The sequence below is a fragment of the Pseudoalteromonas rhizosphaerae genome (assembly GCF_902498845.1).
GTDB lineage: Bacteria > Pseudomonadota > Gammaproteobacteria > Enterobacterales > Alteromonadaceae > Pseudoalteromonas > Pseudoalteromonas rhizosphaerae.
The window spans coordinates 1-12,866 of sequence record NZ_CABVLM010000028.1; the positions used below are offsets into that span (position 1 = coordinate 1).

Genomic DNA, 12,866 nt, shown 5'->3' on the forward strand with positions numbered 1-12,866 from the left:
ATAACCGACGACATTACTTGCTTCATCCTATGTATTAACTCGCTCTAATTCGAGCTGAAGTAATTATGGCTTAAAAAGTTAGGCAAGGATCAGTGTGTTTAACTTGACAGTGGGAGTCATACCAACGCTTTGCCAAGGGGCAAATGCGAACGTTGTTGGGCGAAGCCCAGTGAGTATTTGTCCCAGCCGCGTTGTTTGCGGCGAACTTAGGCAACTTGTTATATGCAAATTACCTATCAAATGGACCGTGTAACTGGTTACTGCCGTCTAAGCCATTGTAAAGCCCAATGAAAAAAGAACTATTAACCGTGTTTTTATATAGTTGGAAAGCTAACCCATCCATCATTATTGGATTTTTAACTTCACATATAACCTCAAACTCTTTAGCAATCTCGAACGGAGAATAAGGCTTAGAAACCTCACTTTGCTCAATGCTAGAGAGTATGAATTGTTCGTTGATGTTGTTACACATTTCTGTTTCTTCAGCAACTGAATAATGAGTAACTAAGAATAATATTAGTAAAATATGACGCATAATTTCCTTTGCATATAACAGCTTATTCAAAGGATCTAAACCCACAAGTTGCAGACAGAAAATCCTTTGAGTTTTTTAATACTTTCAGTCTAACTCTGTATCTAAATGTAAATCAAGGGATTTATATTTGTTGTTTTTTTGTTGTTGTAAAATACAAGAAATAATCCCGCGAGTTGTTGAAAAAAACTAAATACAACTACTGTTTATATACACAGCTAGAACTGGAGCAGATCATGGCTTCTGTATTTTTAGAATCCATCCGTGACTTTATGACAACGCGTCGTTATGCCAAACGCACTATAGACACTTACCAATATTGGATAAAATTTTATATTTTATACCATGCTAAAAAACATCCAGCGCAATTGGCAGAGTCGGAGGTTGAGCAATTCTTATCTTATTTAAGTAATCAGCGTAATGTTGCAATGAAAACTCAGGCAACGGCTTTAAATGCTTTAGTATTTTTATACCGTCATATTATTCAGCGGCCGTTATCACTTGAGATGAATTTTAATAAATCACTCGTGCCACCTAAATTACCTGTAGTACTGACCCGTGAAGAAATGCAGCGTTTATTATTGGCAATGGATCCAAAGTACAAACTTATCGCTCAGTTACTTTACGGTAGTGGTCTACGTTTAATGGAAGCTGTAAGGCTACGGGTAAAAGATGTCGATTATGACTATGTCTCATTAATGATTTGGCAGGGCAAAGGCAATAAAAACCGCAGAGTAACATTAGCACTCGAACTACTGCCGTTGTTGCGCAGCCAAAGTCACTTGGTAAATGACTACTGGCAACGAGACAAACAAGCAACAGACTATGCCGGTGTCTGGCTTGCGAATGCACTAGCTAGAAAATACCCAGCGGCTCCTTATGAAATGAGCTGGCAATACTTGTTTCCTTCTGCCCAGTTAAGCATGGACCCAGAAAGTAAAAAGCTGCGACGCCACCATATTGATGAAACAACGGTTCGTAAAGCAATTAAGCAGGCAGCAAAGCTGGCAAAAATTCAAAAAAATGTTACCTGCCATACACTACGGCACTCGTTCGCTACCCACTTACTTGAATCCGGTGCAGATATACGCACCGTGCAAGAACAACTCGGCCATAGCGATGTTCGCACCACGCAAATTTATACGCATGTACTTAACAGTGGTGCCAGTGGCGTAAAAAGCCCGTTGTCGCAGCTACTTTAGGTTCTTATTATCTATTGGAATATCGCGTTTGGGGAATACAAAAAACCCGATAATAATCTTATGTGGAATTGCTGCTGTTAAAAGGGCAAAAAAATAGACCGCAGAGCACTCCCTGATTGTTTAGCTAGGGATATATATCAGCTGCCTGATCAGTCTCACGAGCGAGTCACTCAACAGGACAATGCTTATTTGTAAGCTCCTTGCTTTATATGAATTTTTCTAAAACGCGGCGTCTCTTAACCCTTAATCTTTTTGTGAATAATTGTCTTAACTTTCTAATTTAAATTTTTACGCACACAAAAACGGCATTGCCAGAGCTTTCACCCCATGGGGTTATTTTTTCGTAGTCATGTTCAAACACATGTATTTCAAAATAAGGTTTTAGGGCTTCTTTTAACTGGGCAAAACTAACAGCGACCATTGGGTGCTCGTCGTGCCATAAAAATATTTCGTCTGCTGTAGCTTTATTTATACTGAGTTTTAATGATTGTTTTTCGCCACTGCCACTGTAATTCCAACCAGAGCGGAATGTGAATAGGCTGCCCGCGTTTTCAGCGCTATGCTCTACAAATGAATCGTTATCGATGTGATTTTTATCAACAACGTTAAAGCAAAATATACCACCGGCTTTTAGTGCATGGTGTACGCTTTTAATACAGTCTGTTAATTTATTAATGCCATCGCAGTAATGGATTGAATACAAAAAGCAGGTAATTAAATCAACTTGCTCAGGGATCACAAACTCACTCATATTCTGCAATGAAAATTGCGCTTCTGGGCAACGAATGGTTGCTCTATCTAGCATGGGTTGATTTATATCAAGCCCACTACTTTGATAACCATAATCAATAAAATGACGAACATGTGGGCCCGTGCCGCACGCTAAATCAAGATGCGTATTTCCCTTATTACCAAAGATTTGCTGTAGCCTGTGAATAAAATAGCTTTGGGCTTGATAATCTATATCTGCGCACATTAAGTCATAGTAATCAGAAAGGTCTGTGTATAGAGCGTTCGCGGACATATCAGCCTAGTGGTTTGGAGTAGAGTATTTTAAGTCGCGCATAATAAACTAATTATCACCATTAACGAAGCAGATATGAAAGTAAGAGGTTTGTTGGGTTTTGTTTTACTCAACCCAACGTTCAATTTAAATGGCAAATTACTTAAAGCTTACCACTGAGCTTTACTTTAGTTTATCCCTAAATACTTATGTACTTGCACTGATAAGCGCCAGTTTTTTTCAATACAGGTTTCAATAGCCAACTTAGTTGCAGAGACTTTTTGGCTAATTGGTTGCAGGTAAACAAGCTTGGGGGTAACGCCTGTTTTTGCAAATAACTCTTCAAGCTCTACAACGTGTTTTTGCATCGCGATTGGGTGTTTTATTTCATCGGCGCGTTGCATGGCTGAAGTAAGTACGTCGTAGCCGCCACGCATATTAATTTTCGGCGATACCGTCACCCAAGTTTGTGCTGGGGCTAAAATCTCAAAAGTGCCGCTGGTTTCTATTTGTGTGCTGTAGCCGTTAGCATGAAGTAATTCGCACACCGGGTTTAAGTCGTACATGCATGGCTCACCGCCGGTGATCACTACATGCTTGGCACGATAAGCACGATCGACAAACAAGTTAAATATTTGCTCAGCTGATGCGTCCGCCCAGTGATCTGAATCAGCCTTTTTCTCAACCGTGTCGTCCAGTGATACTTTATACACATTATCAACTTCCCACGTTTGCTTAGTGTCACACCAAGCGCAACCTACGGGGCAACCTTGTAAACGTAAAAATATTGAAGGCGTGCCGGTAAAGCTCGCTTCGCCTTGAATGGTTTCAAATATTTCATTAATTTTGTACAAAAGAGTCTCACTCACTACTTGGCATTAATTACGAGCATAAACATAGTTTAAAAAATCAAAAAACACGGTCGGAAATTGTTATTTATGCCCCAGCCGTGTAGTATATCGCGCCCTGATATAAACCTCTATTAAAACTAAGAGCAAAACAGTTATGACGCAAAAAGTAGTTGTGATTTACTCCGGCGGTATGGATTCATTTACCGTATTAAATAAAGCCCTGCAGCAAGGCCGCGAGGTATATGCCCTGTCATTTGACTATGGTCAGCGTCATGTAAAAGAGCTTAAAGTTGCAGCCAGTGTGTGTGAAAAGCTTGGCGTACCGCATAAGATAGTTGATATTTCTGCGATCAATCAGTTAATTGGTGGCTCATCGTTAACTGATGATATTGATGTCCCAGAAGGCCACTACGAAGCCGAAAACATGAAAAGCACCATAGTGCCTAATCGCAACATGATTTTGCTGTCACTGGCTGTGGGTTACGCTGTATCACTCAAAGCAAGCCAAGTGTATTACGGTGCTCACTCTGGGGATCATGCTATTTACCCTGATTGCCGTCCTGAATTTGTGCAAAAGATGGATGATTTATGTCGTATTGCTAATTACGACGCCGTGGAAATTTTCAGCCCGTATTTAAATGACACCAAAATTGACATTCTTACTGATGGTTTAAAAATGGGCTTGGACTACAGCCAAACGTGGACTTGCTATAATGGCCGTGAAAAAGCCTGTGGTAAATGTGGTGCCTGCCAAGAGCGCTTAGAGGCATTTAGCCTTAATAACATTACCGATCCAATCGAGTACGAATAACCCACATTAAAAAAGGCTATCATCGCGATAGCCTTTTTATTATTAACTGAAATAAGTTTACAGCCAACGTTTTACCCGAGACTTGTAATCGCTGTACCCTTGACCAAATATTTTTAATAGAGCCCGCTCCTCTGGAATAATTTGAAACCAAGTTAAGTAACAAATAAAGCCCAGCACACACAATAACGCCCACAGTGATGTTAACCACACTCCCCAACCTGCCAGTATAAAAGCAAAACCAACATACATTGGATTACGTGAAATTTTGTACACACCTGTGGTAACCAGTGCTGACGCTTGATCTGGTTTATTTGGGTTTACAGTGGTTTTTGCTAAGCGAAAACTAACCACCCCAGCAATACAAAAAATACAGCCTATGGTGAGTAAAATAACCGCAACATAAAAAATAAATGTGGTGAAATCAATCACACTGTAGTGGGCAATTACCGCCATTAGCACAGCAAAAAAAAGCACTATAATAATCGGAGGAATTTTATTATTTAGCATAGTAACTCACTGTTGTCGTTAAAATTAGTTAATGCTGCAATTAAACACTCATCACACTGTATCACTGATGAATATACCGCAGAGGGTCATGTTGATACAAATAAAGTTACAATTGTCAGCTTCATCATTTGCGCATTCTGGTTATACTTTACACACTATATAAAATAATAAGGAATACACCATGTCAGGAACTACTATGGTAGTCATGATCGTATTTATCTCTGTTGGGTTTGGGGTAATGTACGATATGTATAAAAAACATTTAGAGTTTAAACACCGTACACTCACCGATCACAAAGAGTCGAATAATCAAATTGCTGCTGTTACTACTGAAATGCTTGCGCTAAAAGAGCGTGTACAAACATTAGAAGCTATCGTGACTGATCCTAGTTACAGCGTAAAACAAGAAATCAATAAACTGTAAATTTGCTTAAAGCGCTTGCAAGTAATCTGGATATAAATGCGCGTTTTCTGGCTGCTCAATTCCATGAGCAGCTAAAAACCCACAGATCACTTGCCCGCATCCTTGTGGAGCACGAGAGCTGTCAATTTCAAAATTTAATTGATCGGCATGTTGTTTGCCAAGTTCGCATAATTGCAACGCATGCTGCGAACGCAACACAATACTCAATGCCCCGATTTGCTCTACATTAACGTTTTTACTAAAGCGCGCAAAACCTGCATATTTAAATTGCTCATTCACATAATCATTACTGATCGCTACCAACGCGGTCATCAAGCCATGCAAAAAAGCATTTGCAGATGTATCTGCGGCTAAAAAAATCACTGTTTTTGCGTTAAATTCGCTTAACTGACAGTCAGTACAATTGAGCCGCAGAGTGTAAAGTATGTGCTCATCGGCAATTTTTTGTTGTGCAATTAAAGTCAGTGCAGCTCCGGCAAATGAACATCTAGCAAGTAACTTTATGACACTTTGCGGTTGATAATTAGCAACCATGGTTAATTGCGGGTTTTGTGCTAATAAAGGTAAATCATGATGGTTATTAAACGGCGTGCTGCTGCCCTGCTCACTATTGAGTTGAAATAGTTCTCTTACTTCGTGTTCACGGGCTATTTTTAACGCTAAAAAAGCGGTTTGGATCAATTCCGAGGTAGGTAAGTTTTCTTCCACAAACCAGCGCCGGCCAAATAATAACTTTTTTGCCTTAGTGCTGCGATAATTATCTGGACTAAGAATGGCCACTTGTAAATAAATTTGCTCATTCTGTTTTGCGGCGAGCACCCGAAAGTGAGTTGAAAACTCAATTTTATCAAGGGTTTCGTTCACGCTTTCGAGGGTATGTTGATAACGTAAAAAATGTTGCGGCACTACCCAGCTCGCGTTACTCAATTGCACGATGGGTGCATAAGCAATTGGCTGCTCACAATTATATAGCAGCTCATTATGAGTATATTTGACTGATGTAAAGTGGTTATTTTTATCTGACATAACTAAACCAAGTAAACTCGCTAACACAAAGCGCTGAAGATGAGTTATTTACGCTGTAACGCTAGTCGATAGATCACAGTGCTGCGTTTAATTTAGCGATATTTTTTGATAATCATCGAGCACATGTTGAAAATATGTACGGTCTTTGTTCAACATCCGAGTATAGTGCGCAACTAATTGTTGCAGATACAATTCGTGCATTTGCTCAGCATTGTCCCACATCTGACTGCCAGTAACACTCAACGCAGTGTTACTGGTAAAACTTAGCTGTATCACTTCGTAAAAACGGTTGTTTTCTTGCACCAGTTGCTCTTTGATAAGTCCTAAACCTAACGCCTGTAAACCTTGTCGTAAGGTATAGGTATGATGCACCGGACAAACAATAAAACTGAGTTGTTCACGAAGCTTTTCAGGACAATTAGCAACCATTTTTTGTACTAGCCTCAGCAGTAATTCTCCACCGACTCCGGCGATAATGATCAGCTGTTTGGCTGATGGCTGCAGCTCAATTGTAGCTACATCCTGACATAATACTTGCCATTGGCAAGCTGCTTGCTGATCACTAAAACGCGTAAGCGTGTGTTCAAGCTCGTCCATTAACGTAGGCACTATATCAACAAAGTTTATTTGCTTGGCGGCTGCCCGCTTTAAAAGCGCCATACCAAGCAAACCGTGGTCACAACAACAGTCCCAAATTACATCATACGGCGCGCAGATCAACGAATCGATTGCACTGAGGCGGCTACTTAGTTTCATTTAAAGCTAAACTTGAGCCGTTTTATAGATCAATGCTTTTAAGCTACGGTCGCTATCAACATCAACAAAACCATGGGTCGGCGCTAGGCGCTCTACAAATTCAATCGCACCTTGAGTGTGTTCGTCTATCAGCGCTTTAAATGACGCTTCACTTAGCTCTGGACTGTTAGCACATAACAGCAATTGAGTATGCTCATTGAGCAGTTCAGGTAAGCGGCGCAGCACTTTTTGATAATCTTTAGTTAAAATGAAACTGCCTTTTTGAAAGCTTGGCGGATCAACAATAATTAAATCAAAAGGGCCAGCCTTTTTAAGTTTACCAAACGACTTTAATATATCGTGCGGTAAAAAGCTCACACCGCGGTCAAAGCCATTAAGTTGATGATTTTGCTTACCGGTGCGCAGTACCCCTTTATTCATATCCATGTTGATCACACTATCGGCACCGCCACGCATAGCAGCAACCGAAAAACCACAGGTATATGAAAATAAATTCAATACTTTAGCGTGTTTACTATGAGCTTGAACAAACTCCCGACCACGGCGCATATCCGGGAATATACCGGTATTTTGACGGCTCATTAAATCCACTAAAAACTCACACTCACCTTCTTTAACACTATGCGGGCTCGGTAGTTGACCAAATAACAGTTTATTTTCAGTTTGTTGTCCGGCGCGTTGTTGAAATACCAACGAGGTGATTAATTCTTTAGCGTGTTGTTGTGCCCATTGCCAAAGCTGCTCACTTAATTGCGTTAGCGTTTGTGCGTCAACTTCGTCGTACGATACTAAAAATAAACACGGTGGGTAAAAGTCGATATTTAGATGACTCAAATGCTCGGTAGTGTGACCGCGGCCATGAAACACACGACAAAGCTCATTGTCTGCTAAGGGCGCACTTTCAAGTGCTGTAATAAGGGGCGTAAAATTATGCATTTTTAATTAACTGTTGTTGTAATTCATGGATTTCATCACGAACGGATGCGGCTTTTTCAAATTCTAAATCACTTGCGTATGCATGCATTTTGGTTTCGAGTTGCTTAATTTGCACTGCGATCTCTTTTGCACTGAGCACTTGCTTACTTTGTTTTCGGATCAGCTGTAAATTATCTTGTGGGCCGGCTCGCTCACCAACATCCATAATGTCAGTAATTTTCTTCAATAAGGCTTGTGGTTCAAGGCCATGCTTAATATTGTAAGCGTGTTGAATATCGCGGCGACGCTGAGTTTCATCAATAGCTTTGGCCATTGATTTAGTGACTCGATCACCGTATAAAATTGCCCGACCATTTAAGTGACGAGCCGCACGACCAATGGTTTGAATTAATGCGCGAGCCGAACGTAAAAAGCCCTCTTTATCAGCATCAAGTATCGCAACTAGCGATACTTCTGGCATATCTAAACCTTCACGCAGTAAGTTAATGCCCACTAACACATCAAACACCCCAGCGCGAAAATCCCGAATAATTTCGACCCGTTCAACGGTATCGATATCCGAATGCAAGTAACGCACTTTTACATCATGTTCAGATAAGTAATCCGTTAAATCTTCAGCCATGCGCTTAGTAAGTGTGGTCACTAGCACACGTTCATCAATTGCTACGCGTTTATATATCTCTGACAATAAGTCATCAACTTGAGTTGCCACTGGGCGTACTTCAATTTGTGGATCTAGTAATCCTGTGGGGCGAATAACCTGCTCGGCAATATCATCTCCACAACGTTCAAGCTCAAAATCACCCGGGGTTGCTGATACATAAATTGTTTGCGGTGCTATGGCTTCAAATTCTTCAAAGCGCAGTGGCCGGTTATCCATCGCCGACGGCATACGAAAACCGTATTCCACGAGATTTTCTTTACGGCTACGATCGCCTTTATACATAGCGCCGATTTGCGATACCGTAACGTGAGATTCGTCAATAATCATTAACGCATCTTCAGGAAGATAATCAAGCAAGGTTGGCGGTGGATCGCCCGGCGTGCGACCAGATAAATATCGGCTGTAGTTTTCGATGCCAGAGCAATAACCAAGCTCGGTCATCATTTCAATATCGTATTGTGTACGTTGTGCCACGCGTTGCTCTTCGACCAGTTTATTAGCACTGAGTAACTGCGCACGACGGTCTTTTAATTCAGCTTTAATATGCTCAACCGCATCAAGAATTTTATCTCTGGGTGTCACATAGTGCGTTTTAGGGTAGATAGTTGCGCGGACTATGTGTTTTTCAACCGCGCCGGTAAGCGGGTCAAAAATACTTAGCCGTTCTATTTCGTCATCAAACATTTCTACACGCACTGCAAAAGTGTCTGACTCAGCAGGGAATATATCCACAACTTCACCGCGAACCCGATACGTACCGCGGCTAAAATCAATGTCATTTCGCGTATATTGAATTTCGGCTAGTCGGCGCAGCATATCGCGTTGATCAACTTTTTCGCCCACTTTTAACAACAGCATCATCTTCATGTATGATTTTGGATCGCCCAAACCATATATGGCTGATACTGATGCCACTATAATTGTATCCCTACGCTCTAATAGCGCTTTGGTAGCACTTAGGCGCATCTGCTCTATGTGTTCGTTTATCGAGGCATCTTTTTCAATAAAGGTATCGCTTGCAACAACATACGCTTCTGGCTGATAGTAATCATAATACGAAACAAAATATTCAACCGCGTTGTGCGGAAAAAACTCTTTCATTTCGCCGTATAACTGCGCTGCTAAGGTTTTATTATGCGCCATGATGATCGTTGGGCGATTCAAATCATTGATAATATTAGCCATGGTAAATGTTTTACCAGTACCTGTTGCCCCTAATAATGTTTGATGAGCAAGTCCGGCTTCTAACCCTTCACATAACTGCGCAATCGCGGTGGGTTGATCCCCCGCAGGTTTAAATTTAGATACCAGTTGAAAATGGTCGCTCATGCTTGGCACTCCTGTACAGCTTGGTTACTGATCATATTCAGCTCTTTGATAAACCATTTATAAGCTATTATTGCAGTAAATAAATTACCCAGCGCTGCGCCGATCAGCAAGCCTGGTAAACCGGCATATAAATTACCGACATAAGCAAATGGAATATAAAAAATAAATAATCGGATCACACTTAGAATTAATGCATTCATTGGTTTGTGTAAGGCATTGAACGATGAATTAGACAAAATAATTATCCCTTGCAAACCGTAACTTAGCGGCAAGGTAAAAATAAATAATTTGATCACATCGATAACCATCTGCTCTTTACCAAACAACTCACTGATCACTCCTGAAAATGCAATGAGCAGTAAATAAATAATAAACTGCCAAATCATCACAAATTTTAATGTTGTGGTGTACGCCTCTTTAACACGGTTAAGTTTACCAGCACCAAAGTTTTGACTAATAAACGGCGGTAACGTCATCGATAAAGCTAACACCACCAGACTGGCAATTGATTCAATACGACTGCCTACGCCAAAAGCAGCAACAGCCTCAGGTCCATGATGAGCAACCATGGCAATCATCACCGCCATTGCAACTGGTGTTAACATATTTGCACCTGCCGCTGGCAAACCAATTTTAAGAATTTTTCGAATAGAGCTTAATGGGGTTTGGTTATTTGCATTTAGGCTCAGCAAGCCTTTTTTTACTGCTAGCAAATATAAAATAATGACAACGGCTACCGACCATGCGATGACGCTGGCAATCGCAGCGCCTTTAATGCCAAATGCAGGAATTGGCCCAAAGCCAAAAATCAATACTGGGTCGAGCACGGCATTGATAAGCCCCGCGCCACCCATCACTATGCTAGGTGTTTTGGTGTCACCGCTGGCACGTAACACTGAGTTACCAACCATAGGGGTAATTAAAAATACACTGCCTAAAAACCACACACTCATATACTCATGGATCAGCGGCAACACTTGCTCCCCTGCTCCCAGCAATTTAAATATCGGGGAAATAAACAGATAACCAAATAGCGATAAACATACCACCATCACCACTGCAATTAATAATGCGATGCTGGCGTCAAAGCGTGCTTCTTCAATATTATTACTACCCAATGCCTTGGCAATAACCGCTGACGTACCGATACCCAAACCAATAGCTAGGCTGATCACGGTAAAGGTTACCGGAAAAGTAAAACTGACAGCCGCTAATGGCTCAGTTCCCAATAAGCTAATAAAAAATGTATCGACAATATTGAACATCATTAACGTGATCATGCCGAAAATCATCGGCACAGTCATTTTCTTCAAGGTCGGTACTATTGGATCGTTTAATAAATCGGGAGCTGAGTTGCTCTGCAAAGTTGCGCGCATGGGAATAAATAAACCTCTTTTATTAAGCGTGGTATTTTAAAGCATCAGGGCTTTTCAAGCCACGCATTTATCAAGTGATTATAAATTGATTACAAAAACGCCTAAAAAAGCATAGAAAAGTGTTCTTTTTACGTGTTTAGCGACGATTTCACTTCGAACCTCTACTAAAAACAATAAAAATACATTTTTATAACCTTTATCACAAAAACATCGCGACTGGTGCTGCATTTTTACACAAAAATTGCGCTAATCGAATCGTTACGAATAAATTTACTCATCAACGAAGCTCTTTTCAGCTTATTTTTTCAAGTCATTGTTTTAAAATGAGATAAAAAAACTGTTTTAAATGCTTGATATCCTCACAGAGCCCTAAAAATATAGCTCTGCCAACGTTCTTAAAGTTTCATAAACAGAGTTATCCACAGAAACCGTGGATAACTCTTGCAAAGCCACGTTAATAAAGGCGTGCAAAGGGGCGGCTTAAACACGCTAACGGCAATGTTGGCAAATACTAACTTTAGACAATTTGAGTTAAATAGCTCATAAAACATACTTAACCCCTGTACCAATGACCTGTCACATTTATTTAAACGCCCATTCAATATGAAAAAATAAATCTAACAAATTGAAATAAAACAATATATATATATTTCCTTGCTACTCTCATGGGTATTAAGTCGCTAAACTAAGGGTTCAGATCTGTATGTCATTTTTTTCTCGGCATTTTTCGTTAACGACTAATTAAATGCATAAGTAAATTTAATTATTGCGAATTTGCGCTTTTATTAGCTAACGTTAAAAAAGTACATTTCATAAATTTATTCGTACAAAACTAGATAAATGATCACTTTTATAATTTGTCTGGCGGTTAACTTGTTTGTTTTTTAGTCGTTGAAAACCGAGATTTTATCACGCGTCTCGATTTACACGGCTTAAATGAAGAGAAAAAAAGCCACAAAACAGCCAGATCGAACATAAAAACATCGAACAGACTGCTTTTTTTTGTTTATCCGGTTTTATGTGTTGACACTTTGCAGCGCGGTCATTAATATTTCGCCCCGTTGAAAGGCACATACGCTTCCCCCTTAGCTCAGTTGGTTAGAGCGACGGACTGTTAATCCGCAGGTCCCCCGTTCGAGTCGGGGAGGGGGAGCCAGTCTTTTCAGCCATAAACGATTCCCCCTTAGCTCAGTTGGTTAGAGCGACGGACTGTTAATCCGCAGGTCCCCCGTTCGAGTCGGGGAGGGGGAGCCAAGTTTATGTAATATGATTATTGTTCCCCCTTAGCTCAGTTGGTTAGAGCGACGGACTGTTAATCCGCAGGTCCCCCGTTCGAGTCGGGGAGGGGGAGCCAAATCATATAAAATTTAAGTATTGTAGTTCCCCCTTAGCTCAGTTGGTTAGAGCGACGGACTGTTAATCCGCAGGTCCCCCGTTCGAGTCGGGGAG

The 12,866-nt window shown here is 40.7% G+C and carries 12 protein-coding genes and 3 tRNA genes; 6 read left to right on the top strand and 9 right to left on the bottom strand.

The window, feature by feature from the left end:
* Positions 1–229: 229 nt before the first annotated feature.
* Positions 230–535 (bottom strand): hypothetical protein, encoded by a 306-nt coding sequence (locus tag PSR9079_RS23035; protein WP_149983419.1) that lies wholly within the window; start codon positions 533–535, stop codon positions 230–232.
* A gap of 233 nt (positions 536–768) precedes the next feature.
* Between PSR9079_RS23035 and PSR9079_RS23040 the strand changes: the two genes are divergently transcribed.
* The gene (locus PSR9079_RS23040; RefSeq protein ID WP_149983420.1) at positions 769–1,734 is read left to right on the top strand and encodes an integron integrase; all 966 of its coding nucleotides are present in this window, start codon (positions 769–771) and stop codon (positions 1,732–1,734) included.
* A 280-nt stretch (positions 1,735–2,014) separates the two neighbouring features.
* On the opposite strand, the gene PSR9079_RS23045 is transcribed toward PSR9079_RS23040, so the two are convergent.
* Together PSR9079_RS23045 and queE are read right to left on the bottom strand one after the other, a co-directional pair.
* A complete protein-coding gene (locus tag PSR9079_RS23045; protein WP_149983421.1) occupies positions 2,015–2,758 on the bottom strand; it encodes a class I SAM-dependent DNA methyltransferase in 744 nt (247 codons plus the stop codon).
* Between the two features lie 167 nt (positions 2,759–2,925).
* On the bottom strand, positions 2,926–3,591 hold the full coding sequence (gene queE / locus PSR9079_RS23050) for a 7-carboxy-7-deazaguanine synthase QueE (protein WP_145240771.1): 666 nt from the start codon (positions 3,589–3,591) through the stop codon (positions 2,926–2,928).
* Positions 3,592–3,718: 127 nt separating this feature from the next.
* Here queE and queC point away from each other — a divergent pair, with 127 nt between their 5' ends.
* Entirely contained in the window at positions 3,719–4,399 is a 681-nt protein-coding gene (gene queC, locus PSR9079_RS23055) for a 7-cyano-7-deazaguanine synthase QueC (protein WP_257326361.1), read from the top strand.
* Between the two features lie 57 nt (positions 4,400–4,456).
* Here queC and PSR9079_RS23060 read toward each other — a convergent pair whose 3' ends face one another.
* A complete protein-coding gene (locus tag PSR9079_RS23060) occupies positions 4,457–4,906 on the bottom strand; it encodes a methyltransferase family protein (protein ID WP_149983422.1) in 450 nt (149 codons plus the stop codon).
* Between the two features lie 181 nt (positions 4,907–5,087).
* Here PSR9079_RS23060 and PSR9079_RS23065 point away from each other — a divergent pair, with 181 nt between their 5' ends.
* Positions 5,088–5,330: a hypothetical protein gene (locus PSR9079_RS23065; RefSeq protein ID WP_149983423.1), complete on the top strand. Its 243-nt coding sequence runs from the start codon at positions 5,088–5,090 to the stop codon at positions 5,328–5,330.
* Between the two features lie 6 nt (positions 5,331–5,336).
* On the opposite strand, the gene PSR9079_RS23070 is transcribed toward PSR9079_RS23065, so the two are convergent.
* The 5 genes from PSR9079_RS23070 to PSR9079_RS23090 all read right to left on the bottom strand — a co-directional run bounded on the left by PSR9079_RS23070 (position 5,337) and on the right by PSR9079_RS23090 (position 11,417).
* Positions 5,337–6,356 (bottom strand): hypothetical protein, encoded by a 1,020-nt coding sequence (locus PSR9079_RS23070; RefSeq protein ID WP_149983424.1) that lies wholly within the window; start codon positions 6,354–6,356, stop codon positions 5,337–5,339.
* An 87-nt stretch (positions 6,357–6,443) separates the two neighbouring features.
* Positions 6,444–7,112 (bottom strand): tRNA (adenine(22)-N(1))-methyltransferase, encoded by a 669-nt coding sequence (locus PSR9079_RS23075; protein WP_145240737.1) that lies wholly within the window; start codon positions 7,110–7,112, stop codon positions 6,444–6,446.
* 6 nt (positions 7,113–7,118) lie between these two features.
* On the bottom strand, positions 7,119–8,048 hold the full coding sequence (locus PSR9079_RS23080) for a class I SAM-dependent methyltransferase (RefSeq protein ID WP_149983425.1): 930 nt from the start codon (positions 8,046–8,048) through the stop codon (positions 7,119–7,121).
* Entirely contained in the window at positions 8,041–10,041 is a 2,001-nt protein-coding gene (gene uvrB / locus PSR9079_RS23085) for an excinuclease ABC subunit UvrB (RefSeq protein WP_145240732.1), read from the bottom strand. The genes PSR9079_RS23080 and uvrB overlap by 8 nt, the downstream gene beginning before the upstream one ends.
* Complete coding sequence (locus tag PSR9079_RS23090) at positions 10,038–11,417, bottom strand: MATE family efflux transporter (protein WP_145240731.1); 1,380 nt, start codon at positions 11,415–11,417, stop codon at positions 10,038–10,040. Before PSR9079_RS23090 ends, uvrB begins: the two co-directional genes overlap by 4 nt.
* Positions 11,418–12,496: 1,079 nt before the next feature.
* On the opposite strand from PSR9079_RS23090, the gene PSR9079_RS23095 reads away from it, so the two are divergent.
* The 3 genes from PSR9079_RS23095 to PSR9079_RS23105 all read left to right on the top strand — a co-directional run bounded on the left by PSR9079_RS23095 (position 12,497) and on the right by PSR9079_RS23105 (position 12,771).
* A tRNA-Asn gene (locus PSR9079_RS23095) sits at positions 12,497–12,573 on the top strand.
* Positions 12,574–12,594: 21 nt separating this feature from the next.
* Positions 12,595–12,671 (top strand) — tRNA-Asn (locus tag PSR9079_RS23100).
* A 23-nt stretch (positions 12,672–12,694) separates the two neighbouring features.
* Positions 12,695–12,771, top strand: a tRNA-Asn gene (locus PSR9079_RS23105).
* Positions 12,772–12,866: the final 95 nt, after the last annotated feature.

Coding starts and splice junctions, on each gene's coding strand:
- PSR9079_RS23060 (WP_149983422.1), bottom strand. CDS start 4,906: ATGCTAAATAATAAAATTCCTCCGATTATTATAGTGCTTTTTTTTGCT.
- PSR9079_RS23035 (WP_149983419.1), bottom strand. CDS start 535: ATGCGTCATATTTTACTAATATTATTCTTAGTTACTCATTATTCAGTT.
- PSR9079_RS23090 (WP_145240731.1), bottom strand. CDS start 11,417: ATGCGCGCAACTTTGCAGAGCAACTCAGCTCCCGATTTATTAAACGAT.
- PSR9079_RS23040 (WP_149983420.1), top strand. CDS start 769: ATGGCTTCTGTATTTTTAGAATCCATCCGTGACTTTATGACAACGCGT.
- PSR9079_RS23045 (WP_149983421.1), bottom strand. CDS start 2,758: ATGTCCGCGAACGCTCTATACACAGACCTTTCTGATTACTATGACTTA.
- PSR9079_RS23070 (WP_149983424.1), bottom strand. CDS start 6,356: ATGTCAGATAAAAATAACCACTTTACATCAGTCAAATATACTCATAAT.
- PSR9079_RS23075 (WP_145240737.1), bottom strand. CDS start 7,112: ATGAAACTAAGTAGCCGCCTCAGTGCAATCGATTCGTTGATCTGCGCG.
- PSR9079_RS23065 (WP_149983423.1), top strand. CDS start 5,088: ATGTCAGGAACTACTATGGTAGTCATGATCGTATTTATCTCTGTTGGG.
- uvrB (WP_145240732.1), bottom strand. CDS start 10,041: ATGAGCGACCATTTTCAACTGGTATCTAAATTTAAACCTGCGGGGGAT.
- PSR9079_RS23080 (WP_149983425.1), bottom strand. CDS start 8,048: ATGCATAATTTTACGCCCCTTATTACAGCACTTGAAAGTGCGCCCTTA.